This window comes from Pseudomonas sp. GW822-FHT01E03, assembly GCF_058802985.1.
This window is the reverse complement of record NZ_JBXAOQ010000013.1, coordinates 1-23,615: the sequence shown is the minus strand read 5'-3', so window position 1 is coordinate 23,615 and position 23,615 is coordinate 1. Positions and strand designations below refer to the sequence as shown.

At 60.5% G+C, this 23,615-nt stretch carries 16 protein-coding genes, 1 tRNA gene and 2 pseudogenes; 12 read left to right on the top strand and 7 right to left on the bottom strand.

From position 1 onward, the window contains the following. Position 1: 1 nt before the first annotated feature. The gene (locus tag AC1RP7_RS23500; RefSeq protein ID WP_057714805.1) at positions 2-904 is read left to right on the top strand and encodes a zeta toxin family protein; all 903 of its coding nucleotides are present in this window, start codon (positions 2-4) and stop codon (positions 902-904) included. A 100-nt stretch (positions 905-1,004) separates the two neighbouring features. Next, positions 1,005-2,921 (top strand): hybrid sensor histidine kinase/response regulator, encoded by a 1,917-nt coding sequence (locus AC1RP7_RS23495; protein WP_492587078.1) that lies wholly within the window; start codon positions 1,005-1,007, stop codon positions 2,919-2,921. Here the strand turns inward: AC1RP7_RS23495 and AC1RP7_RS23490 are convergent. Next, positions 2,899-4,261, bottom strand: a pseudogene (locus tag AC1RP7_RS23490) (cation:proton antiporter). The gene AC1RP7_RS23495 and the pseudogene AC1RP7_RS23490 sit on opposite strands and share 23 nt — an antisense overlap. A gap of 199 nt (positions 4,262-4,460) precedes the next feature. After that, complete coding sequence (locus AC1RP7_RS23485; protein ID WP_154909072.1) at positions 4,461-5,615, bottom strand: MalY/PatB family protein; 1,155 nt, start codon at positions 5,613-5,615, stop codon at positions 4,461-4,463. A gap of 289 nt (positions 5,616-5,904) precedes the next feature. Between AC1RP7_RS23485 and fdnG the strand changes: the two genes are divergently transcribed. The 7 genes from fdnG to AC1RP7_RS23450 all read left to right on the top strand — a co-directional run bounded on the left by fdnG (position 5,905) and on the right by AC1RP7_RS23450 (position 14,999). Beyond that, a complete protein-coding gene (gene fdnG, locus AC1RP7_RS23480; RefSeq protein WP_493180917.1) occupies positions 5,905-8,970 on the top strand; it encodes a formate dehydrogenase-N subunit alpha in 3,066 nt (1,021 codons plus the stop codon). Beyond that, entirely contained in the window at positions 8,971-9,906 is a 936-nt protein-coding gene (gene fdxH, locus AC1RP7_RS23475) for a formate dehydrogenase subunit beta (RefSeq protein WP_057714811.1), read from the top strand. Further along, complete coding sequence (locus tag AC1RP7_RS23470; RefSeq protein ID WP_493180916.1) at positions 9,903-10,568, top strand: formate dehydrogenase subunit gamma; 666 nt, start codon at positions 9,903-9,905, stop codon at positions 10,566-10,568. The genes fdxH and AC1RP7_RS23470 overlap by 4 nt, the downstream gene beginning before the upstream one ends. A gap of 3 nt (positions 10,569-10,571) precedes the next feature. Beyond that, positions 10,572-11,498, top strand: coding sequence for a formate dehydrogenase accessory protein FdhE (gene fdhE / locus AC1RP7_RS23465; protein WP_349734226.1), 927 nt, complete (start codon positions 10,572-10,574; stop codon positions 11,496-11,498). Between the two features lie 51 nt (positions 11,499-11,549). Then, a complete protein-coding gene (selA, locus tag AC1RP7_RS23460) occupies positions 11,550-12,980 on the top strand; it encodes an L-seryl-tRNA(Sec) selenium transferase (protein WP_492587072.1) in 1,431 nt (476 codons plus the stop codon). Next, entirely contained in the window at positions 12,977-14,884 is a 1,908-nt protein-coding gene (gene selB, locus AC1RP7_RS23455) for a selenocysteine-specific translation elongation factor (RefSeq protein WP_493180915.1), read from the top strand. Before selA ends, selB begins: the two co-directional genes overlap by 4 nt. A 19-nt stretch (positions 14,885-14,903) precedes the next feature. Continuing rightward, positions 14,904-14,999, top strand: a tRNA-Sec gene (locus AC1RP7_RS23450). Between the two features lie 8 nt (positions 15,000-15,007). Here AC1RP7_RS23450 and AC1RP7_RS23445 read toward each other — a convergent pair. Then, positions 15,008-16,336, bottom strand: coding sequence for an OprD family porin (locus AC1RP7_RS23445; protein ID WP_493180914.1), 1,329 nt, complete (start codon positions 16,334-16,336; stop codon positions 15,008-15,010). 260 nt (positions 16,337-16,596) lie between these two features. Here AC1RP7_RS23445 and AC1RP7_RS23440 point away from each other — a divergent pair, with 260 nt between their 5' ends. Next, complete coding sequence (locus AC1RP7_RS23440; protein ID WP_492587069.1) at positions 16,597-17,328, top strand: hypothetical protein; 732 nt, start codon at positions 16,597-16,599, stop codon at positions 17,326-17,328. Between the two features lie 351 nt (positions 17,329-17,679). Here AC1RP7_RS23440 and AC1RP7_RS23435 read toward each other — a convergent pair whose 3' ends face one another. After that, a complete protein-coding gene (locus tag AC1RP7_RS23435) occupies positions 17,680-19,170 on the bottom strand; it encodes a DUF1254 domain-containing protein (protein WP_493180913.1) in 1,491 nt (496 codons plus the stop codon). Between the two features lie 110 nt (positions 19,171-19,280). Next, entirely contained in the window at positions 19,281-20,348 is a 1,068-nt protein-coding gene (locus AC1RP7_RS23430; RefSeq protein WP_493180912.1) for an alpha/beta fold hydrolase, read from the bottom strand. A 288-nt stretch (positions 20,349-20,636) separates the two neighbouring features. On the opposite strand from AC1RP7_RS23430, the gene AC1RP7_RS23425 reads away from it, so the two are divergent. After that, complete coding sequence (locus AC1RP7_RS23425; protein ID WP_493180911.1) at positions 20,637-21,146, top strand: cupin domain-containing protein; 510 nt, start codon at positions 20,637-20,639, stop codon at positions 21,144-21,146. A gap of 502 nt (positions 21,147-21,648) precedes the next feature. Beyond that, positions 21,649-22,227, top strand: a complete 579-nt coding sequence (gfa, locus tag AC1RP7_RS23420) for an S-(hydroxymethyl)glutathione synthase (protein ID WP_090455216.1) — start codon at positions 21,649-21,651, stop codon at positions 22,225-22,227. A 111-nt stretch (positions 22,228-22,338) separates the two neighbouring features. On the opposite strand, the pseudogene AC1RP7_RS23415 reads toward gfa, so the two are convergent. Further along, a pseudogene (locus AC1RP7_RS23415) lies at positions 22,339-22,440 on the bottom strand (histidine/lysine/arginine/ornithine ABC transporter ATP-binding protein); the annotation flags it as partial. Between the two features lie 3 nt (positions 22,441-22,443). After that, on the bottom strand, positions 22,444-23,400 hold the full coding sequence (ctlX, locus tag AC1RP7_RS23410; RefSeq protein ID WP_492587057.1) for a citrulline utilization hydrolase CtlX: 957 nt from the start codon (positions 23,398-23,400) through the stop codon (positions 22,444-22,446). Between the last annotated feature and the right edge of the window lie 215 nt (positions 23,401-23,615).

The following is a 23,615-nucleotide window of genomic DNA, read 5'->3' as shown; positions in this document are numbered from 1 at the left end:
TATGTCAGAAGCACCGAAATACAACTATTCCTCAGACGACGTGATCAAGGCGTTCGACGAGATCTTCCCTGCGCTCTTCGTCGGCAAAACTGCTGAAGCCATCCCAAAGTTGCTGATCACCGCCGGAGTGGAGGGCTCGGGCAAGACTTACTTGTTGGAAAAAAGCTTGCTGCCATCCGGAAATTACGGGAACTACATTCGACTGTACCTGCCTGAATATCGAAAAAAACACCCGCATTACGCCGACATGATCAAGCTCGGCGTTTTGCACGCCTACGAACATACAGAAGCGTTTGCCAGGGAGCTCGGTGAGAAAATCTTCGCCAACGCGCTTTCTCAAAGATGCAACATCATCATGGAGTGCGCGTTCGATGACATCGGTTTTGCCGGATTGGCAAAATTTGTTCCCGGTTATCAACTCGAAGTCCATGTCGTGGGCTGCAATCACGCGTTCGCCCATCTATCCAGCATCAAAAGAGCATTCTCCAGCCTGGAAAAGCAGGAGATGGAACGGTTTGTCAGCTATTCGAGACTCGAGTCGAGCATCAGTAACGCCCCTGCGGTTCTCGTTGCGTTCGAGTTCATCGCAAAGACAGTGAGTGGGTCGCAAATCTTCCTGTACGAGCGCGGTCTGGGCACGCTGAGCGAACGGGTACTGCGTGCTCACAGCACCTATACCCTGGACCCAAATGGGAATTTGAACGAAGTTTCAACGTTGCTGCCATATGCGTACAGGGCCTATGACACTATCCTCAGAAGGTCCGTCTATTCGATGGAGGAGCGTGACGAGATGGTCAGGGAATGTCATCTGCAGCTGCTTAAAACCAGCAAATATGACAAACAGGTTCCCGATTTTGTCTACAACGACCTTTACTCCTATATCACCAAATACGTGTATCGCTAAGCCGGGATTGCAGGCTATGAAGCAAACTGCCGCAGTCATGGCTTTCCAAATTGGCAGTTTGTCTCATACTCCAGAAAAACAATCATGACGCGAGAACTCAATGAGCGAGGATCGAAACAGGCCGAGTACCGTTGAGGACAAGCGCTTTCGCCTGTTGATCGATGCAGTGATCGACTATGCGATCTACATGATTGATCCCGACGGCATCATTACCAGCTGGAACGCCGGCGCCAGGCGTTTCAAGGGCTACGAGGAGGCCGAGATCCTCGGTCAGCATTTCTCGCGTTTCTACACCGATGACGATCGCCGTGCCGGCTTGCCCCAGCGGGCACTGGACACGGCGATTCGTGAAGGGCGTTTCGAGGGCGAAGGCTGGCGGGTGCGCAAGGACGGCACGCATTTCTGGTGCCATGTGGTCATTGATCCGATCTTCGACCCGTCGGGCACGTTGCTCGGTTTCGCCAAGATCACCCGGGACCTGACCGATCGCAAAATGGCCGAGGAAGTCCTCAAGCAAAGCGAGCAGCAGTTTCGCCTGCTGGTGCAGAGCGTTACCGACTATGCGATCTACATGCTTTCCCCGGACGGCCGGGTGAGCAACTGGAACCCCGGCGCCCAGCGCATCAAGGGTTACTTGCCGGAAGAGGTCATTGGCCAGCATTTTTCGATGTTCTACACCCCGGAGGATCGCGATGCCCGCGAGCCACAACGGACGCTGGATATCGCCGTTCGTGAAGGGCGCTTTGAAAACAAGGGCTGGAGGATGCGCAAGGATGGTACGCGGTTCCTCGCCCATGTCATCGTCGACCCGATCTGGGGCGACACCGGCACATTGCTCGGTTTTGCCAAGATCACCCGGGACATCACTGAAGTCACCCAGGCGCAGCAGGCGCTGGAGCAAACCCGTGAGGCCTTGTTCCAGGCGCAGAAAATGCAGGCCATCGGCCAGCTCAGCGGCGGGATCGCCCACGACTTCAACAACCTGCTGACGGTGATCCTCGGCAATCTGGAAATCGTGCGCAAACGGGTGACGGATGACCCCAAAATAACCCGCCTGATCGACAACGCCACCCAAGGTGCCTTGCGCGGTGTATCCCTGACCCAGCGCATGCTGGCGTTTGCCCGACGCCAGGAGCTCAAGTCGGTACCTGTGCGGATACCGGCGTTGGTGGAAGGCATTTCCGGGCTATTGCGCAGCTCCCTGGGGCCTTCGGTGAAAGTCGAAACACGCTTTCCCGGGGATCTTGAACCGGTGATGGCGGACATCAATCAACTGGAACTGGCCGTACTGAACCTGGCGACCAACGCCCGCGACGCCATGCCCCACGGCGGGACCATCATCTTCAGTGCCAGGACCGAGGAGGTCACCGGCGGCGCCTCATCCCTGGCCGCGGGGCGTTATGTCTGCCTGAACATTGCCGATACCGGCGAGGGCATGGATGAAACCACGCTGGCCTCGGCGATGGACCCCTTTTTTACCACCAAGGGCGTCGGTAAAGGTACGGGCCTGGGGTTATCGATGGTCCACGGTTTTATCGAGCAATTGGGTGGGCGCTTCATCCTCAAAAGCAACAAGGATCAGGGTACGACGGCCGAGTTGTGGTTGCCGGTTGCCACCCGGGGTTCGGTGGCTGAGCCTGTAGCGCAAACGCAGACCGTGGAAGTGCCCCGCCTGTGCGTACTGGTGGTGGACGATGACAGTCTGGTGTTGACCAGCACCAGTCTGCTGCTCGAGGACCTCGGGCACCGGGTCATCAGTGCGCCTTCCGGAGCCAGGGCGCTGGAGCTGTTCGGCAGTGAACCGGGTATCGATCTGGTGATCACCGACATGGCCATGCCACAGATGAGTGGCGCGCAACTGGCCAACGCCATCAGGCTCATGCGACCGAGCGTGCCGATCATCCTCGCCACCGGTTTTGCCGAACGCCTGGAAGGCATTGCCGCGCGTCTACCTCGTTTGTCGAAACCCTTTACCCAGCTCAACCTGGTGGAAGTCATTGCCTTGGCGATGAAGTGACGCGGCGGTTATGCCGTTCATAGCGGGCAAGCATCGGCTGGGTGCTGATGCCGTGGACCAGAATGCTCAGGGCGACCACCGAGAGCGTCAGGTCGGCACACACCGTTGCCACTGAGGGCAGCAGACCGTGGTTCAAGGCATAGAAAAGGTAGTAGAAACTCCCGATGCCGCGAATTCCGAACCAGCCAATCAACCAGCGTTGCGGGCCATTGAGCAGCGAACCCCATGGCATCAGCCAGACCGTCAGCGGGCGAATCATCCCGAACAGCACCAACGCGACCAGCAACGCCCGCCAGTCCCAGTGCGCGATCAGCACAATACCGAGCAAGGTGACCAGAAAAACTTCCATGGCCCGTTCCACCAGACTGCCGAACGACAGCATGTCGCCCATCATGATCCCGGCGGCGACTTGCGTGTCTTCCAGGTGCTCCACATTGCCGAGCACGGCCGCCTCGGGTTCGACATGCTGATGACCGACCACCGCTTGAACCAGGTGTTCGGCCGGTGTGTGGGCGTCACTGCTTGTCCTGACCTCGGCCCGGCGCAAGCCCAGGCCGGCGGCAAACACCGAGAGGAACCCGTAACCGCCGATGGTTTCGGCCACGACGTAAGCCAGTGCGATCAAGGCCAGGGCAAGGTAGTCATTGGGGGGAAAACGTGCTATCGGCATTCTTGATGCGCATGAATAATGTCAGGTGACCAATACCGCGCCCCATCCAGTAACCGGTCAGCAGTCCGGCGGGCACGCCCCACAACAGGCGCTTGAAAAACCAGTCATCCAGACCGCTGCCAAAGCTGCCGTTTTGCTGCAAAAACAACAGTCCCAGAATCACGAACGGGAAAGCGATTCCGTCGTTCAGTCCTGCCTCGCCCGAGAGCCCGAACCGCACCGGATCATCATCCTTGGCGTCATTGACCTGAACCAGCGAGGCCAGGACCGGATCGGTCGGAGCCAGTATCGCCCCGATCAGCAGCGACGGCCCCCACGCCAGTCCGAAAGCGAAATGCAGCAGCAGGCAGACGCCGACAATGGTCAGCACCATCACCGGTCCCGCCAGGACGAACGCCACTCGCCATCGGCGATCACGAAGAGGAGGTCGCAGCTTGAGCCCGCAGACAAACAATGAAAACAGCACCGCGACTTCCGTCAGGTGCTCGATCCAGAACGCCGCCTCCTTGATATCCAGCCTGAGCATACCCAGGCCCGCCGGCCCGATGGCGATGCCCAGGACCAGGCACACCGCCGAAGTGGTGACCGGCATCCAGCGCAGGTACGACGAAGTCAGTGCCAGGGTCAGCAACACCGCGCCCAACACCGCCACCCAGGCAACGAAACTCATGGCTCAGATCCCGAAACAACCGTCAGTGCAGGGCTATAGGCTGTTGAGCATTGAAGGGCTGCATCGGTTCAATTATTACCTGAAGGAGTGAGCCTGCTCGCGATAGCGCCGTGTCAGGCAACATCATTGCCGACTGACAAAACGCCATCGCGAACAGGCTCACGCCCACAAGGGGATAGGCTACGGCTAGAGGGGCGGGTCAGGCCTTGAGATGGCGCAAACTGCGCTCCATCCGCGCAATGCCTTCTTCCAGCAGCGACCGTGGGCAGCCGAAGTTCAGGCGCACGAACTGTTTGCAGCCATTGCCGAAGTCCAGGCCGGCGCTCAAACCCACCTTGGCCTGTTCGAGGAAAAACTGCTGCGGGTCGTCCAGCCCCAGTGCCGTGCAGTCGAGCCACGCCAGGTAGGTGCTTTGCGGCAGGTTCATGGTGATGCCCGGCAGGCGGGTGTGTACGGCCTCGGCCAGGTAATCCCGGTTGCCTTGCAGGTAGACCTTCAGCTCGGCGAGCCATGGCGCGGCTTCGCTGTAGGCGACGCGGGTGGCTTCCATGCCCAGCGGATTGACGCTGTCGACCATGCCGCAACGGGCGTGGTTGACCTTCTCGCGCAGGTGGCGGTCCTGGATGATCATGAAGGAGGTCTTCAGGCCGGCGATGTTGTAGGCCTTGCTCGCCGACATCAAGGTGATGGTGCGCTGGGCGACCTGTGGGCTCAGGGTCGCCATCGGAATGTGCTGGCGGCCGTCGAAGCACAACTCGGCGTGGATCTCGTCGGAAATGATCCAGGCATCATGCTCAAGGCAAATGTCGGCAATGGCTTGCAGCTCTGCCCGGGGGAAGGCCTTGCCCAGCGGGTTATGCGGGTTGCTCAGCAGCAGTGCGCCACCACCTTGCAGCGATTGGCTCAGGGTATCCAGCGGCGTGGTGTAGGTGCCGTCGGCTTGCGCATCGAAATTCAGTTCGACCTTGTTCAGCCCCCAATGCCCGGGCGCATGACGCAGCGGTGGGTAGTTCGGCACCTGCACAACGACATTCTGTGGCGCCTGAACCAGTGCCTTCAGTGCCATGTTGAAGCCGGACTCGACGCCCGGCAGGAAAATCAGCTCCTGGGGCTCGACGCGCCAGGCGTACTTGTTCCAGAGGTCGGCAACGATTGCCTCGCGCAGGTCATCCTGGGCCACGCTGTAGCCGACCATCGGGTGTTCCAGTCGTTTTTGCAGGGCCTGGATGATCATCGGCGGCGCGGCGAAATCCATGTCGGCGACCCACATCGGCAACACATCGGCGGGGTAGCGGCTCCACTTGGTGCTGCCGGTGTTGTGGCGGTCGAACACCTGATCAAAATCGAAAGTCATGCGGGGTCTCGTAACGGCAGATTGGTTATGGCGCCATGATAATCGCCAACCCCCTGTAGGAGCGAGCATGCTCGCGATGGAGTGTCAGTCGACACTCACTCAGCTGATACACCATCGCGAGCAAGCTCGCTCCTACAGTGGGTAGTGTCTGGAGGGCCGACGGTCGGCTGTCATGGTGAATTCGACAGCATTGACTACAGTTTGTAGTGTCGGCAGCCAGACTGCCGCGACCGTGGTTGTTCGAAAAAGCCCGGCCATGTACCGGGTTCCACCTGATCAGGAGTGCACGATGGATCTCAGCCGTCGTCAGTTCTTCAAGGTCGCCGGCATCGGCCTTGCAGGCTCTAGCCTGGGTGCGTTGGGCATGGCCCCGACGCTTGCCTTTGCCGAACAGGTGCGTCACTTCAAGCTCGCCCACACCCATGAAACCCGCAACACCTGCCCGTATTGCTCGGTCGGTTGCGGCTTGATCATGTACAGCCAAGGCGATACGGCGAAGAATGTCGCGCAAAACATCATCCACATCGAAGGTGACGCCGACCACCCGGTCAACCGCGGCACCCTTTGCCCTAAAGGCGCAGGCCTGCTGGACTTCATTCACAGCCCCGGCCGCCTGCAATACCCGCAGGTACGCAAACCCGGCAGCACCGAATGGACCCGCATCTCCTGGGATGAAGCGCTCGATCGCGTCGCGGACCTGATGAAGGCCGACCGCGACGCCAATTTCATCGAGAAGAACGCCGAGGGTCAAACGGTGAACCGCTGGCTGACTACCGGTTTCCTCGCGGCATCGGCGGCGTCCAACGAAGCCGGCTATATCACCCACAAGGTGGTGCGCAGTCTCGGCATGCTGGGGTTCGATAACCAGGCGCGTGTCTGACACGGCCCGACGGTGGCAAGTCTTGCCCCGACGTACGGCCGTGGTGCCATGACCAATACCTGGACCGATATCGCCAACGCGAATCTGGTCCTGGTGATGGGCGGCAACGCAGCAGAAGCGCATCCGTGCGGCTTCAAATGGGTGACCGAAGCCAAGGCTCACAACAAGGCGCGGCTGATCGTGGTCGACCCGCGTTTTACCCGGACCGCCTCGGTGGCCGACTATTACGCGCCGATTCGCACCGGCACCGACATTGCCTTTATGGGCGGGCTGATCAATTACCTGCTGACCGAAGACAAGATCCAGCACGAATACGTGCGCAACTACACCGACGTGTCGTTCATCGTCAAAGCCAGCTATGGCTTCGAGGACGGGATCTTCAGCGGCTACGACGCGGCCAAGCGCCTTTACACCGACAAGTCCGGCTGGGGCTATGAGCTCGGTGAAGACGGTTTTGCCAAAGTCGACCCAACCCTGCAGGACCCACGCTGCGTCTATCAATTGATGAAGCAGCATTACAGCCGTTACACCAAGGAACTGGCGAGCCAGATCTGCGGCATGCCGGTCGATGCCATGCAGAAAATCTGGGAGGAGATCGCCACTTGCTCGAAACCGGGCAAGACCATGACCATCCTCTATGCCCTGGGCTGGACCCAGCACTCGATTGGCGCGCAGATGATTCGCAGCGCGGCGATGGTGCAACTGCTGCTGGGCAACGTCGGCATGCCGGGCGGCGGCGTGAACGCCTTGCGCGGGCACTCCAACATCCAGGGGTTGACTGACCTGGGGCTGCTATCTAACTCACTGCCGGGCTACCTCACGCTACCCGGCGATGCCGAACAGGACTACAACGCCTACATCGTCAAGCGCACGCAAAAGCCGTTGCGTCCGGGGCAACTGTCTTACTGGCAGAACTACGGCAAATTCCACGTCAGCCTGATGAAAGCCTGGTACGGCGCCAACGCCACGGCCGAGAACAACTGGGCCTACGACTACCTGCCGAAACTGGACATTCCCCAATACGACATCCTCAAGGTGTTCGACCTGATGGGGCAGGGCAAGGTCAACGGCTACATGTGCCAGGGCTTCAACCCCATTGCCGCATTGCCCGACAAGAACCGGGTGATGGCGGCGCTGGCCAAGCTGAAATGGCTGGTGGTGATGGATCCGCTGGCCACCGAGACCTCGGAGTTCTGGCAAAAGGTCGGGCCGTATAACGACGTGAACAGCGCCGACATCCAGACCGAAGTCATTCGCCTGCCCACCACCTGCTTTGCCGAAGAGGACGGTTCGCTGGTCAACAGCAGCCGCTGGCTGCAATGGCACTGGAAGGGCGCCGACGGACCGGGTGAAGCGCAGACCGATATCCGCATCATGAGCGAGCTGTTCATACGTCTGCGTCAGCGTTATCAGGCCAATGGCGGCAAATACCCCGACCCGATGCTCAAACTGTCGTGGCCGTACAAGATCCCCGAGGAACCTTCGCCGGAAGAACTGGCCAAGGAAATCAACGGCTCCGCCACCACGGACTTCACCGACGCGACGGGCGCGGCGATCAAGGCCAATGCGCAACTGGCCGGGTTCGGCCAGCTCAAGGACGATGGCAGCACGGCGTCCGGTTGCTGGATTTTCTGTGGCAGCTGGACTGAACTGGGCAACCAGATGGCGCGGCGCGACAACAACGATCCGTTCGGCATGCACCAGCATCAAGGCTGGGCCTGGGCCTGGCCGGCCAACCGGCGGATCCTTTACAACCGCGCCTCGGCGGACCTGCAAGGCAAGCCGTGGGATCCGAAAAAACGCCTGGTGTGGTGGAATGGTAAAACCTGGGCCGGCACCGATGTGCCGGACTACAAGGCCGACGTGCCGCCGGAAGCGGGGATGAATCCGTTCATCATGAACCCCGAGGGCGTGGCGCGATTCTTCGCCGTCGACAAGATGAACGAAGGCCCGTTCCCCGAGCACTACGAGCCGTTCGAGACGCCGATCGGCATCAACCCGCTGCACCCGCAAAACAAGAAAGCCACCAGCAACCCGGCGGCGCGGATCTTCGATTCGGTGTGGGATTCCCTCGGCGTGGCCAAGGATTACCCGTACGCCGCGACCAGTTACCGGCTGACCGAGCATTTCCACTTCTGGAGCAAGCATTGCAAGCTCAACTCGATTACCCAACCGGAGCAGTTCGTCGAGATCGGCGAAGTGCTGGCCAAGGAAAAAGGCATCGTCGCTGGCGACAGGGTGCGGGTCAGCAGCAAGCGCGGCTTCATCGAGGCAGTGGCGGTGGTGACCAAGCGGATTCGTCCGCTGCAGGTCAATAATCAGGTGGTGCACCAGATCGGCATTCCGTTGCACTGGGGGTTCACCGGGCTCACGCGCCACGGTTACCTGACCAACACCCTGGTACCGTTCCTCGGCGATGGCAACACTCAGACCCCGGAATCCAAGTCATTCCTGGTCAACGTGGAGAAAGTCTAAATGGCCAGCCAAGACATCATTGCCCGCTCGGCCACCACCACACCTGCGCCCTCGGTGCGCGGCATGGAGGAAGTCGCCAAGCTGATCGACACCACCAAATGCATCGGTTGCAAGGCCTGCCAGGTCGCCTGCTCGGAATGGAACGAGTTGCGTGACGAGGTCGGCCATAACCATGGCACCTACGACAATCCTCAGGATCTCACCGCAGAAACCTGGACGTTGATGCGTTTCACCGAGCACGAGACCGACGCCGGCAATCTGGAGTGGCTGATCCGCAAGGACGGCTGCATGCATTGCGCCGAGCCCGGCTGCCTGGCGGCATGCCCCAGCCCGGGGGCGATCATCAAGCACGCCAATGGCATCGTCGATTTCGATCAGGATCATTGCATCGGTTGCGGCTATTGCATCACCGGGTGTCCGTTCAACATTCCACGGATCTCGCAAAAGGATCACAAGGCCTACAAATGCACCTTGTGCTCTGACCGGGTGGCGGTAGGGCTGGAGCCGGCCTGCGTGAAAACCTGCCCGACCGGTGCCATCGTGTTCGGCTCCAAGGACGACATGAAGGAACATGCGGCCGAGCGTATCGTCGACCTCAAGAGCCGGGGCTTTGAAAACGCCGGCCTGTACGACCCCGAAGGCGTCGGCGGTACCCACGTGATGTACGTGTTGCACCACGCCGATACGCCAAGACTGTACGCCGGCTTGCCCGATCACCCGGCGATCAGTCCGTTGGTAGGGCTGTGGAAGGGCATCAGCAAACCCCTGGCACTGTTGGCCATGGGCGCGGCGGTGCTGGCCGGGTTCTTCCACTACGTGCGCGTCGGCCCGCAAATCGTCGAAGAGGATGAACATCCGGAGCCGCCGGACAACGCCGTGCACGAAGTCGATCCATCGGTGCACACCTTCGATCCCCGAGGGGAGGGCAGGCCATGAGCGACAAGACGATCCTGCGCTACACCAGCAACCAGCGCACCAATCACTGGCTGGTGGCGATTCTGTTCCTCATGGCCGGATTGTCCGGGCTGGCGCTGTTCCACCCGGCGCTGTTCTGGCTGAGCAACCTGTTCGGCGGCGGACCATGGACGCGCATCCTGCACCCGTTCATGGGGGTGCTGATGTTCGTGCTGTTCCTCGGCCTGGTGTTTCGCTTCTGGCGCGCCAACTACTTCATCGCCAATGATCGCCTGTGGCTAAGGCGCATCGATCGGGTGATGAAAAATGAAGAGGAGGGCGTCCCGCCCATCGGCAAATACAACCCCGGGCAGAAGCTGCTGTTCTGGACTTTACTGCTGTGCATGCTGGTGCTGTTGTTCAGCGGGCTAGTGATCTGGCGTGCGTACTTCAGCGAGTATTTCGGCATCACCACGATACGCTGGGCGATGTTGCTGCATGCGCTGGCCGGTTTCGTGCTGATCCTGAGCATCATCGTGCACATCTATGCCGGCATCTGGATCAAGGGCTCGGTCAGCGCCATGTTGCACGGCAGGGTCAGCCGCGGCTGGGCCAGGAAACACCACGAACTCTGGTATCGCCAAGTGACTCAAGATGAGACCCGCGGCGAAGCGCCCAAACGACCGTTCACCAAAAAGGGCTGACATTTGCCAACCATCCTTGAACCCGGAGAAATCGAAGCGGCGGCCAGTTCGCCGCCGTTTCTGTACATGCCACCGCATAACCTGTTCAGCCTGCGTGGCCAGCGCCTGGAAACGCTGGCCGAAGGGCACCCGATGGCCGATTACCTGCGCCTGATCGCCGGGTTGTGCCGGGTGCAGCAACAGGTGCTGGACGACCCGCCGCCAAGCGACCCCCTTGACCGACAACGCATCGAGTTGTGCCAGCAACACGGCTTGCCGCCGTTCGCGGCCGACAGCCTGGCGCGCGAAGACGATTGGCAGCCTTACCTCGATGCCTTGCTGCAGTGCTATAGCGCACCGTCACAATCCGCCGTGGCCGATGCCGTGGACACCTTGCGCCTGGCCGGTGCCGGGCAACGGCGTGCCTGGGCGGTGGCGCTGGTCAGTGGCCAGTATTCGCTGGTGCCGGCGGCGCTGGTGCCGTTTCTCGGTGCGGCGCTTCAAACAGCCTGGAGCCACTGGCTGTTGAGTACGCCGAACCTCGCACTAACTCCCGGCGACAGCCTCAGCCAGTGCCCGGCCTGCGGCTCGCCGGCCATGGCCGGGGTGATCCGTCATCGCGGCAAACACAACGGCTTGCGTTATCTGGTCTGCTCGCTGTGTGCCTGCGAGTGGCATGTGGTGCGGGTCAAATGCGTGTATTGCGAACAGAGCAAGGGCCTGGAATACCTCAGCCTTGAAGATGATCGCCATGCCGCCAACCAGGCGCCGTTGCGCGCCGAAGTCTGTCCCGGTTGCAACAGTTATCTGAAGTTGCTCTATCTGGAGAACGATGCGGACGCCGAAGCGTTGTCGGCAGACCTGTCCAGCCTGATGCTCGACATGCGCCTGACCCAGGACGGTTATCAGCGTCTGGCACCCAATCTGTTGCTGGCGCCGGGAGACGAATGACCGCAGCGTCTACACTCTGGCGCGAGGGCCATTCGTTTTCAGGAGCGCCAGATGTCTGCACGCAGTGCCAGCCAACCCCTGCGTCTACCTTCCATCGACAGTTTGTTGCGTCACCCCGCGTGCCGGCCGTTGGCCGAGCGCTATGGACGCGACGCCTTGCTGGGTGCCTTGCGGCTATTGCTGGAGGAACTGCGCGAAGGCGTACGGCAGGGTTTGCTCGAACCTGTGGAAGTCAGCGCCGACGTGCTGGCGGGCAGGGTCGGCGAGCGATTGGCAACCGAGCATCGCAGCCATGTGCGTCGGGTGTTCAACCTCACCGGCACGGTCTTGCATACCAATCTCGGCCGGGCGTTGTTGCCCAAGGAAGCGATTGAAGCGGTGCAAATGGCCGCGCGCTATCCACTCAACCTCGAGTTCGACCTGCGCAGCGGCAAGCGCGGAGATCGCGACGACCTGATCGAAGGCTTGATCCGCGAATTGACCGGCGCCGAAGCGGTGACCGTGGTCAACAACAATGCCGCAGCGGTGCTCTTGACCCTCAACAGCCTGGGCGCGCGCAAGGAAGGGATTATCTCCCGGGGCGAACTCATTGAAATCGGCGGTGCCTTCCGCATTCCCGACATCATGGCCCGCGCCGGGGTGAAGCTGGTTGAAGTCGGCACCACCAACCGCACCCATGCCCGCGACTACGAGACTGCCATCGGCCCGCGCAGCGGCTTGATCATGCGCGTGCATGCAAGCAACTACAGCATTCAAGGCTTCACCACGAGTGTGGCGACGGCTGAACTGGCGCAAATTGCCCACCAACATGGACTGCCATTGCTCGAAGATCTCGGCAGCGGCAGTCTGCTGGACTTGACCCGCTGGGGTTTGCCGGCAGAGCCGACGGTGCGTCAGGCCCTGCTCGATGGCGCGGATGTCGTCACTTTCAGTGGCGACAAACTGCTCGGCGGACCACAGGCCGGGTTGATTGTCGGCCGCAAGGAACTGATCGCCAGGATCAAGAAAAATCCGCTCAAGCGAGCACTGCGGGTCGACAAAATGACCCTGGCGGCCCTGGAAGCGGTGCTGGGTTTGTACCGAAACCCGGACCGACTGGCCGAGCGTTTGCCGAGCCTGCGCCTGTTGACCCGGCCACAGGCCGAGATTCTCGCCCAGGCCGAGCGTTTGCGGCCGGCGCTTGCCCAAGTGCTGGGTGACGGCTGGAGCGTCAGTGCCATGCCGGCACTGGGCATGATCGGCAGCGGCAGCCAACCGGTGGCGAGGCTGGCCAGCGCGGCGCTGTGTCTGCGCCCGCTGACGTCCAAGCGCTTTCGCGGGCGCTCGCTGTTGACGCTGGAAGAAGCCTTTCGCGACTTGCCGATTGCGGTCCTGGGGCGCATCGACGATGACGCCCTGTGGCTGGACCTGAGGCAACTGGACGACGAGCCGGCATGGCTGGCACAACTCGAACAATTACAGGTGGAGGGCCGGGCAGGGTGATTGTCGGCACCGCAGGGCATATCGACCATGGCAAGACAGCGCTGCTCCAGGCGCTGACCGGTCAGGCGGGTGACCGGCGCCGCGAAGAGCGTGAGCGCGGCATGACCATCGACCTTGGCTACCTGTATGCCGAGCTGGAGGCGGATGCGCAGCTGACCGGGTTCATCGACGTTCCCGGCCATGAGCGCTTCACCCACAACATGCTGGCCGGAGCGCAGGGCATCGATCTGGTGTTGCTGGTGGTGGCCGCCGATGACGGGGTGATGCCGCAGACCCGCGAGCACCTGGCGATTGTCCAGTTGCTGGGCATCCCCCGGGCACTGGTGGCGATCAGTAAGTGCGACCGGGTCGACAGTGCCCGGGTACAGATCGTGCGTGAGCAGGTCCGTACCTTGCTGGCGCCCGGAGCGTATGCCGATGCGCCGCTGATTGCGCTGTCGAGCGTGACCGGCGAGGGCATCGAAACCCTGCGCCAACAATTGCTGCAAGCCCAGCGTGAAGTACAGCAGCGCAGCACCGAAGGCGGTTTTCGCCTGGCGATCGATCGGGCTTTCAGCGTGGCCGGGGCCGGTATCGTGGTGACCGGCACGGCGCTGTCCGGCCAGGTCGCGGTGGGCGATACCCTGCTGTTGGGGCCACAGGGCAAACCGGTGCGCATTCGCGGCCTGCACGCGCAAAACCAGGCCGCCGACCACGCTTTCGCCGGCCAGCGCGTGGCCTTGAACCTGAGTGCCGAACGGCTGGCCCTGGAACACATCCATCGCGGCCACTGGTTGCTGGCCGAGAGCTTGTACGCGCCTACCCGGCGCCTGGACATCGACATGCAACTGCTGGCCGGCGAACCCCGGGCTTTCGAACACTTTCAACCGGTGCACGTGCACCTCGGCACCCAGGACGTGACCGGGCGCGTCGCCTTGCTGGAAGGCACCAGCCTGGCGCCCGGTGGACGGATGTTTGCGCAACTGCTGCTCAACACAGCGGTGCATGCAGTGAAGGGGGATCCGCTGATCCTGCGTGACCAGAGTGCCCAACGAACCCTGGGTGGCGGTCGGGTGCTCGATCCGTTTGCCCCTGATCGGCAACGCCGCAGCCCCGAACGTCTGGCGCAACTGAGTGCGCTGGCGAACAGTGCCGGGTTGGAAGATGTTTTGCCGGCGTTGCTGGCCCACAGCGACACCGGACTCGATCCGCAGCGCCTGGAGCGGCAGTTCAACCGACCGCGCAGCAGTTGGGTGTTGCCCGCTGATGTGCGCCTGATCGATACCCGTCAAGGCCCATTGCTGTTCAGTGCAAGTCGCTGGGAATCGTTGAAAGCGCCCTTAGTGGATCAGCTCGCGCATTTCCATCAACTCGAACCGGATCAAATGGGGCCGGACCGGGATCGCTTGCGTCGATTCATCGGCAGCACACTGGAACGCCCAACGTTTATCAGCCTGCTCGACGAGTTGTTGACCAGCGGCGACATCGCCAGCAGCGGCCCGTGGTTGCACCTGCCCGAACATCAGGTGCGCTTGAGCGAAGAGGACGAAACCCTGTGGCTACAATTGCAGCCGCAATTCGAACAGGCCGGATTCGACCCGCCCTGGGTGCGCAACCTGGGACATGACGAAGCAACCGTCCGTGCATTGCTACGCAAAATGGCGCGCCTGGGCTTGATGCACCAGGTGGTACGCGACCTGTTTTACACCGACAGCATGATTCGCCGATTGGCGGCTATGCTGTTGCAACTGGCGGACGCCAACCCGGTGATTCAGGTGACGGCGTTTCGTGATGCGGTGGGCCTGGGGCGCAAGCGCAGCATTCAGATACTGGAGTATTTTGACCGTGTCGGCCTGACCCGGCGCTTTGGTGATCGTCGGCAGATTCGCCTGGACAGTGCGCTGGCCCAGCGAAATGAGCTTTGATTCAAAGGCAATCATTCAAGGAAGGCAATCGCGCCCGGTGGCGCGGCCGGGCTTCAAACCCGGTTGGGGACGGCATCCGTTCCCGGGCAGGTTCGACTCCGGCTGCCTTCCGCCACTTTCCGCTCAGAACGGTCCGAAGTTCAACGGGTACTGGATGACCACGTACACCCGGTCGATGTCATCGCCGGCCTGGGCCGCGTTCGCCCGGTGCGACACATGGGACAGTTGCAGCGACAAACCCTTGGCCGTCCCGGCCTGCACGACGTAGTGCAGGTCGATGTCGCGCTCCCAGTGTCTGCCCCCGGCACCTTGTTGCGGCACGTAGGCGCCGGTCACCGGGTCGAACGGGTTGTAGGCCCCGCCTTGTGGTGCATGGGTGCCGTCGATCTGGTCACCGGTGACGTAGCGGGTCATGAACTTCAGGCCGGGTATCCCGAAGGCAGTCAGGTCCAGGTCGTAACGAACCTGCCAGGAGCGTTCGTGGGCGCCGTTGAAGTCGGCGTACTTGATCGAGTTGGCCAGGTAGATGGAATCGCCACCGACGAAATCGAATGGCGTATCACCGTCGACTTTCTGATAGGCCAGGGTGAAACCATGGGCGCCCAGCGCGTATTTACCGGACAGGCTGTACGCCGTGTTGTCGATGGCACCGGCCAGCGCCTGACCACTGTCCCTGGTGTGATAGAGGTTGGCGTCGAGGAACACCCCGGACTGTTTGAAGTGCAGGTTGCCGTAGTACTGATGCCAGGTGTCGGTCAGATCCGAGGCATACAGGGCGCCGCCAACCGGGCTTTGGGTAAACAGATCGGCACCGACAAACGAAATGCCGCCGGCCTCGGTATTGGCGCCATAACCGAAAAAGTTGCCCTTGCCTGAAGCACTGTCCTGATTCTTGAATGCCGTGAAGTGACCGGCTTGCAGGTTCATGCCGTCGATTTCGCGGCTGTTGAGCAGAAAACCTGTGGCGTACTCCGGCTGCAGGCGTTTGTCCGCGGTATCGAACACCGGGGATTCGACCTCCATTTCGCCAAACGCCAGGGTGGTGTTCGATGCCTTGAGTTTGATCGCGCCGCCACCGCTGGAGTAATTGCTTTCGCTACGACCGTCACTGTCCACGGGCAGCAGACCGGTTCCGGAATGGCCTTTGCCACCGTCGAGTTTCAATCCAGCAAAGGCATGGGCGTCGAGACCGAAACCAACTGTCCCCGGCGTGAAACCGGATTCAAAAGCGCTGATAAAACCTTGAGCCCATTCGGCTTTGTAGTTTTTTCCGGTCGGTGAGGGGGATCGATAGTCGCTGTTCAGATAAAAGTTTCGACTGAGCACGCCAAGGGTCGAGCCCTCGAAAAATCCTTCTGCGCCTTGCACCGATTCCTCGGCCGGTGCGTGGTTGGCCAGCAGGCAGAAAAACAGGGCAACAGGCGCCCTGAAGTCTTGCAGGGAAAGGATCATCAATGGATCACCAAAGGAGGGTTATGCCAGGTTCTGCCTTTGCAATGGCCATGACACTGTCCTTACGGGGGGGAGTGAGGTGGTCATGGTTACGTAGATCGGGTCGGGAATATTGAATCGGTGTGCTGTCTTTGATGCCTGGTGCGCAAAGTGCGCTAGAACCCCAATTGGGCTGTCCATCGGCACGGCCCTGCAAGCGGCCGGCTATCGATTATTCTGGTAATGAGGCAAGCGCTGCCGGCCGAGGAGGGGACGCAATCATGTCTGCACAGGATCGAGAACTGCTGGACCAGGTGCTTGCTGCCCATGGCGGCCTGGTGCGCTGGAACAGTTTCAATAAGGTCTGCGCCACGATCGTCACCGGCGGCTCGCTCTGGGGCATGAAAGGGTTGACCCAGGACAGCGCTCCACGCCAGATGACCGCGTGGCTGCATGAACAAAGAGCCTCGGTGAAACCCTTCGGTGCACCGGAGCAATTCACGGCCTATACGCCGAACCGAATCGCCATCGAGAATACCGCGGGCAAGGTGATTGCCGAGCGCCATGCGCCCCGGGCATCCTTCAAGGGCCATGGGGAACACACGGCGTGGGACCCGTTGCACCGGGCCTACTTCAACGGCTATGCGATGTGGTCCTACCTGACCATGCCCTTCCTGTTCACCTTGCCGGGCGTAACCTGCGAGGAAATCGAGCCCCTGCAAGAGGGGGCCGAACTCTGGCGGCATTTGCGGGTGCACTTTCCCGACAGCATCGCAACCCACAGCGCCATCCAGGACTTCTATTTCGGCGATGCCTTTCTGCTGTGCCGCCACGACTACAACGTCGACGTGAGCGGCGGCATGCCCGCTACGCAACTGGTTGGTGACTACGTCGAAGCCGACGGATTGCGCATGCCGGGCAAGCGGCGAGCCTATCGACGCAAGATCGATGGGCAGGTCAACATGGAGGCGTTGCTGGTGTCGATCGACTTGAGTGAAATCCATTACTCGTAGCAAAAGTCGTGTCTTGGCGTAAACGGGCGGAGCGCGAAGCCAGCCGTCGTGTCTCCTGTGGGAGCGAGCTTGCTCGCGATAAGGCCGGCACGTCCAGCATTGATACCGGCTGACACTCCGCCATCGCGAGCAAGCTCGCTCCCACCCTTGTTTTGTGGTGTGACAAGCATTTGTGGGCGCCACTGAAACCTGTGGGAGCGAGCTTGCTCGCGATGAGGCCGGCACGTCCAACATTGATATCGGCTGACACTCCGCCATCGCGAGCAGTCTCGCTCCAACAGGGTTTAGGGGGTTTCCATGCCGCCAAAATGAAATGAGCGCCACCAGGGCGCTCATTTTTTCAGATCCTGTTCATTTGGTTTTCACCACCGCCGGCGGGGTCCAGTCGCCGTCGAGGACATCGGCTTGCGGCCAGTAGGCGCGGATGTACAGCGAGAATTCGGCACCTTTGGGCGAGGGCAGCCAGTTGCTTTCCTTGTCCTTGCCCGGTGATTCACTTTGCACGTAAATGGTCAGCGAGCCGTCAGGATTGGTTTGCAGGGATTTGTTCTTGGTGCCGATGGAGTAACGCTTGAGCTCGTTCGGCGAGAAGAAGTGCTGTTCGTTGTACAGCGTCAGCGACCAGAACCCCCTGACTGGCGGCAGCTTGCCTTTGGCGAACGTGACGCTGTAGCCGTACCGGCCGTTGAGGCGCAGGCCGTTCTCATCCAGGTCCTGGTAGAAGTATTTGGTCTCTTTCTGCGGGTTCACGAATATGTTCGAACGCGCGACGGCGGTACGGGTGAAATAGTCGGTGCCGAACGCTGCACCGTTGCTCACGGTGCTCCAGTGATTGGGCAATTGCAGACCGTAGTTGCGGAACTGCAACAGCGGGTCGATCACTTCGCTGTCGGCCTTTTTCGCCTCGTCGATCATCGCAGCGCGAAGTTGCGGGTTGGCCTTGGCGATGGCCGCGAGGGCGGCCATTTGCGCGTAGCGGGCTTCTTCCCCCGGCAATGGCTTGGCGTCCTTGAGCAGGGCCGGCAGTTCATCGAAGAACTTCTCCGGCACCACCCACCTGGTTTCGGCATTGCCTTCAGAAGCCTGGGCCGGGAATTTCGGCAGCCTGGCCCAGTTGCGCTTCTTCATTTTGCCGTCGTATTGCGACAGCGGGTACATGTCGATGCCCGACAAAGCCGGCTGCACGGCCTGACGATCGGCGGCGGTGTCGTCCTGGAATACCCGTGGGATCACGAACCCGGTGTTCGTACGCGCCCGGTACACCCGCTTGATGCCGGGCGGTACCTTGCCGTTCCAGTCCGGGCCGACCAACAGGTAGAAACCCGGTTGGGTGTTATACATTTTGCCCATCTCGGCGAAGCTGTCCGAACGCAGGTCCACCACCTGATACACCCAGAATCGGCCGTCGAAGTCCGGCACTTGCAGCACCACCGGCTCAATGTCCAGGGCGATGCTGCCGGCGCCGTACACCACGTCCTGGTTCGGACAGGCCACCAGCCGCTCGGCCGGGTCGATGTAGTCGCTGAGCATCGACAGCCGATTGATCGGGGCCACGGGTACGATGCCGCCCATCAAGCCGGGTTCCGGCAAGCTCTTGAAGGCCTGGCGACGATTGAAGATATTGGCCATCGGCCAGGCCCAGAAATACGCCTCGCGCGCCATCATGCGCACATACGGTTCGGTTACTTTGGTACCGGCGACAGGGCCTGAGACAGGGCTGGCGACCGGAGCGGCAACAGTGGCTTGCGCTGCGTAACCCGGTGTACTCAACAGGCCTGCGGCTGTGACCGTACTGGCGAAAGTCAAGGCGAGGAGGGCATGGCACCGGGGTAAACGATTCATGAAGCGTCCTTACTTGTCGGCAGTCACCGAATGCAGGTGATTCGCTCTCAAGATAGCTCATCCTTTACCCCAGTGCTGTTCAGCACAGGCGCGAGGGCCTCAGATCGACCTTAAAGATGATCGGCATCAATCACCGCCTTGGCGAACGCCTGCGGATCTTCCTGCGGCAGATTGTGGCCGATGCCACCATTGATCAACCGGAACTCGTATTTGCCGGTGAAGCGCTTGGCATAGTCTTCAGGCGCCGGGTGCGGTGCGCCGTTGGCATCGCCTTCAAGGGTGATGGTCGGCACGCTGATGAACGGCACCGTGGCCAGTTTCTGCTCCAACGCTTCGTACCGACTTTCGCCCTGGACCAGGCCCAGGCGCCAGCGGTAGTTGAACACAGTGATGTCGACATGGTCGGGGTTGTCCAGCGCCTTGGCGCTGCGGTCGAAGGTGGCGTCATCGAACGCCCATTTCGGCGAGGCCAGTTGCCAGATCAGCTTGGCGAAGTCATGGGTGTTCTTCTCGTAACCGGCGCGACCACGGTCAGTGGCGAAGTAGAACTGATACCACCACTGCAATTCCGCCTTGGGCGGCAGCGGGTTCTTGCCGGCCGCCTGGTTGCCGATCAGATAACCGCTGACCGAGACCAACGCCTTGACCCGTTCCGGCCACAGTGCCGAGACAATGCCGGCCGAACGCGCACCCCAGTCGTAGCCACCGAGCACCGCTTGCTTGATCTTCAGGGCATCCATGAAGTCGATGACATCACTGGCCAGTGCAGCCGGTTGGCCATTGCGCAGGGTTTTGTCGGACAGGAAATGCGTATCGCCATAACCCCGGGCATAGGGCATCAGCACCCGATAACCCTTGGCGGCCAGCAACGGCGCAACCTCATCATAGCTATGAATGTCGTACGGCCAGCCGTGCAGCAGGATCACCACCGGCCCGTTGGCCGGGCCTGTTTCTGCGTACGCCACGTCCAGCAGCCCGGCGTTGACATGCTTGAGCGGGCCGAAGGGCGAGGGCGCCGCCTGGGTGGTACCGGCAGGGGCCACGGCTGGCTGCGCGGTGGCGGCCGTTTGCGCGTGGGCCGCACCGAGCACGCCGAACAGCGTCAGCGCGAGGATCGAAGGGCCGACCAGGTGGCGGCGAGTCTTGCCGGATTTGCTGTTGCGCAGTGCCATCTTCATGGGATGTCTCCATTACCAGCCGTGGGTCAGGGGTTCCGTCCGAACCCCTTCAAACCTTACGAGCATTCAAGCGCGACAACGTATCTGGCCTGTGTCCAATTGCAGGACGGATGAAAGTCTGTGTATCGAGGTGTCACGCCGATACACTGTAATACACAACAGGCCAGACACTGGAGGGGGCAGGATCCGTATGAAGGCTAACTCGACTAAAGCACTATTTAGTCGAGTTATGTTGGCAAATGCTTCGATTATGCCAATAAAGTTGCGATTTAAAGGCAGGGAGACAAAATGAATCAAAGCACCACGAAAATTGCAAAGCTGATCAAAACCCTGGCCCTTGAGCCCCATATCGAAGGTGGTTTCTTTCGCAGAACCTACCAGTCGGACGACCAGAACATGATTCTGACGTCCACTGGCCAACGGCATTGCATGACGTCGATTTTCTATCTGCTGACCCAGGACGCTCAAATAGGTCATTTCCATCTGAACCGGTCAGACATCGTTCATTACTATCATCTGGGCGATCCGATTCAGTACACGCTGATTTTTCCGGACGGCACATTGAAAACCATTGTGATGGGTCACGACGTTCTCGCCGGACAATGCTTGCAACTGCATGTGCCCGGTGGCATCTGGAAAGCTTCGCAGGTGATGCACGGCGCAGCAGGATTCGGCTTGATCAGTGAAGCGGTTACGCCAGGCTTTGATTTCGCGGATATGGAAATGGGTGACCGGCAAAAGCTCGGACAGCAGTTTCCTGAGCATTGGGCATTGATCGAAAGGCTGACGCGAGGATGAGGTGGTTCCTTGCTTCAAGATCTGTGTGAGTCGGGCCAATCTGGCCATATCGTATTACGTGTAATGTATATTATGTTAAATGCTGTATTAAAGCAGATCCCCGCCTCAGTTCTGAGTCCCACAACTCTAGCTCTCTGAACCAACTCTTTGAATTCTCGCGAACTGATTTGTAGATTTGCCATCGATGCTTCAGACATTAAGTTTTCGTGCTCACCCTGCGATGTGTCTGAAGCAATATCGACGCTGGATCAGTGGGAATCCACGAGCAATAAGAATCCGCTTGCTACCCGGTTTTCAGGGCGTCTTTGAACTATGATTTTCTCTGGGATACCGGAGGCGACAGCCACTCTTTCCCCCCGTGGTCGCTTGGCCCAGGCGATCTTCGGGGCGATAAATCCAAAGGCGTCGAGGGTCGCACCCAGTTGCCGAAGATGGTCCAGGATGCGATGAGGTGCACGACCCCAGGCACTTTCGTCTGACACCCTGAAACGGAGAAGCCAACGTGAACACCTTGAAACTTCACCCTGCACTGGACAATGGTCTCCAGCCTGCCGCTGCGAATTTCACAGGAGGCACCCTGCAATGCTTGTGTGCGACCGACAAGGTCGAGGTCAAGATCGACGCACAAACCCTGCATAACCACGCGTGCGGCTGCAGCAAATGCTGGAAACCGCAAAACGCGACATTCGCCGTCATTGCCGTAGTACCTCGGGATAAGGTCAGCGTCACTGCCCACGGTGAGAAACTGGCAATTGTCGACGAAACCGCCACCATTCAGCGGCACGCCTGCAAGCAGTGCCACGCCCATCTCTTCGGGCGCATCGAGAACAAAGACCATGCATTTTATGGTCTGGACTTCGTCCACACCGAGCTCTCTCCCCAAAGTGGATGGGCTGCGCCGAGCTTCGCGGCGTTCGTGTCCTCCATCATCGAAACCGGCACACCGCCAGCGCAAATGAAGGCCATCCGTGAGCGCCTGCGCTCGATCGGCCTGGAACCCTATGACTGCCTGTCCCCGGACTTGATGGACGCAATGGCGACTCATGTCGCCAAACAGAAAGGCCTGCTCCCCGCCGCCTGATTGATCGGCCGCCGCGGTTTCTTCGTCGGACCGCGGCCCCGACATCCCCCAAAAAACCACTTCCCGCACACTGGGCGCGACAGGTTACTTCAGACTACCCGACAAGAACTGTTACAACCGCTCGCTACGGGGCTGTTCCAGCACAGCGCTCGGCGCCCCCTGCTCCTCCATCCGGCCCTGATGCAGGAACATAACGTGGTTCGACACCGTTTTCGGTTAGCGATCCAAGCCGCTGATAGTTGCAAGGCAAGCACTGCCACCCTGCCTGGGCAGGAACACCTCGGCCAGCATGCAGCGCGCGCTGCCGCCACCGATGCGCTCGATGGTGTCGATGTTCACCGGCAACGGCGTGGTGTGAGCTTCGATCAAGCGACGCTGATTGGCGTCCAGTGATTGCCAGGCTGTGCGCGACATCACCAGCAGCGGCTCGCCCTCTGCGTTGTGCACTTCCAGCATATTGCCGGCAAAGGACTCCAACTGCGCCCAGTTCAAGGCGATGACCTGTTTGCCGCTGGTTTCGAGCCGTTCACGCAGCGCCGTACGTTCGCCCGAATGGGGCAAGGACGCCAGGCAAGCCACCGCCAGGCGGGTGCCGACACTCATCATCACATTGGTGTGATAAATCGCCACGCCCTGGCGATCCACCGCGTTGAACGCACAGAGTTCATAGCCCAAATGGGTGACCAACTTATCCAGGGCCTGGGCGTGGGTTCGCGTGGAATACCCGGCGTAGCAAATCCGCTGTTGCCGATCCAGGACCATGCTGCCGGTGCCCTCCAGGAAAACCTCCTGCTCTTCGAGGCTGGACAGGTCTAGCAATTGCTCGACCCGGTATTCGCCCAGCAGTCCGTCGAGTACACCTTTGTCCCGCTCCAGTCGCCGGTTGTGGCCCTGCATCGGATACAGCACCAAGGTGCCATCCGGGTGGCTGCTCCACCAGTTGTTGGGGAAGATCGAGTCCGGGGTATGGGGCGCTTCTCGATCGTTATGCACCAGGACTTCAACGCCGTGCCGACGCAACGCGGCAACATAGCCATCGAACTCGGCAAGGGCCTTGAGTTGAACGTCTTCAGCAATGGTTGCCGGACGCTGGAAGCGGTTGTTCGCCGCCGTGTCCTGATTGAAGGAGAAACGTGTCGGGCGAATCATTAAAACCGTATTGGTGGTTTGCATGGGCACAGACTCAATGAGGGTCGAGAGAGGCTCATTGTCTGTTTCGAGGTGGGAAAAACCCGGTTGATAACAGCTGTTGCGCTGATGAAAACGGCTGAAGATTCTGACCCCTTCAGCCGATTCGGTGAACAACACAAAGCAAATGTGGGAGCGGGCTTGCTCGCGAAGGCGCAGGGTCATCCAACATCAATGTCGACTGACACACCGCCTTCGCG

Coding starts and splice junctions, on each gene's coding strand:
- AC1RP7_RS23445 (WP_493180914.1), bottom strand. CDS start 16,336: ATGATCCTTTCCCTGCAAGACTTCAGGGCGCCTGTTGCCCTGTTTTTC.
- AC1RP7_RS23485 (WP_154909072.1), bottom strand. CDS start 5,615: ATGACTTTCGATTTTGATCAGGTGTTCGACCGCCACAACACCGGCAGC.
- AC1RP7_RS23430 (WP_493180912.1), bottom strand. CDS start 20,348: ATGAAGATGGCACTGCGCAACAGCAAATCCGGCAAGACTCGCCGCCAC.
- ctlX (WP_492587057.1), bottom strand. CDS start 23,400: ATGCAAACCACCAATACGGTTTTAATGATTCGCCCGACACGTTTCTCC.
- AC1RP7_RS23470 (WP_493180916.1), top strand. CDS start 9,903: ATGAGCGACAAGACGATCCTGCGCTACACCAGCAACCAGCGCACCAAT.
- AC1RP7_RS23425 (WP_493180911.1), top strand. CDS start 20,637: ATGAATCAAAGCACCACGAAAATTGCAAAGCTGATCAAAACCCTGGCC.
- fdxH (WP_057714811.1), top strand. CDS start 8,971: ATGGCCAGCCAAGACATCATTGCCCGCTCGGCCACCACCACACCTGCG.
- AC1RP7_RS23500 (WP_057714805.1), top strand. CDS start 2: ATGTCAGAAGCACCGAAATACAACTATTCCTCAGACGACGTGATCAAG.
- AC1RP7_RS23435 (WP_493180913.1), bottom strand. CDS start 19,170: ATGAATCGTTTACCCCGGTGCCATGCCCTCCTCGCCTTGACTTTCGCC.
- AC1RP7_RS23440 (WP_492587069.1), top strand. CDS start 16,597: ATGTCTGCACAGGATCGAGAACTGCTGGACCAGGTGCTTGCTGCCCAT.
- selA (WP_492587072.1), top strand. CDS start 11,550: ATGTCTGCACGCAGTGCCAGCCAACCCCTGCGTCTACCTTCCATCGAC.
- AC1RP7_RS23495 (WP_492587078.1), top strand. CDS start 1,005: ATGAGCGAGGATCGAAACAGGCCGAGTACCGTTGAGGACAAGCGCTTT.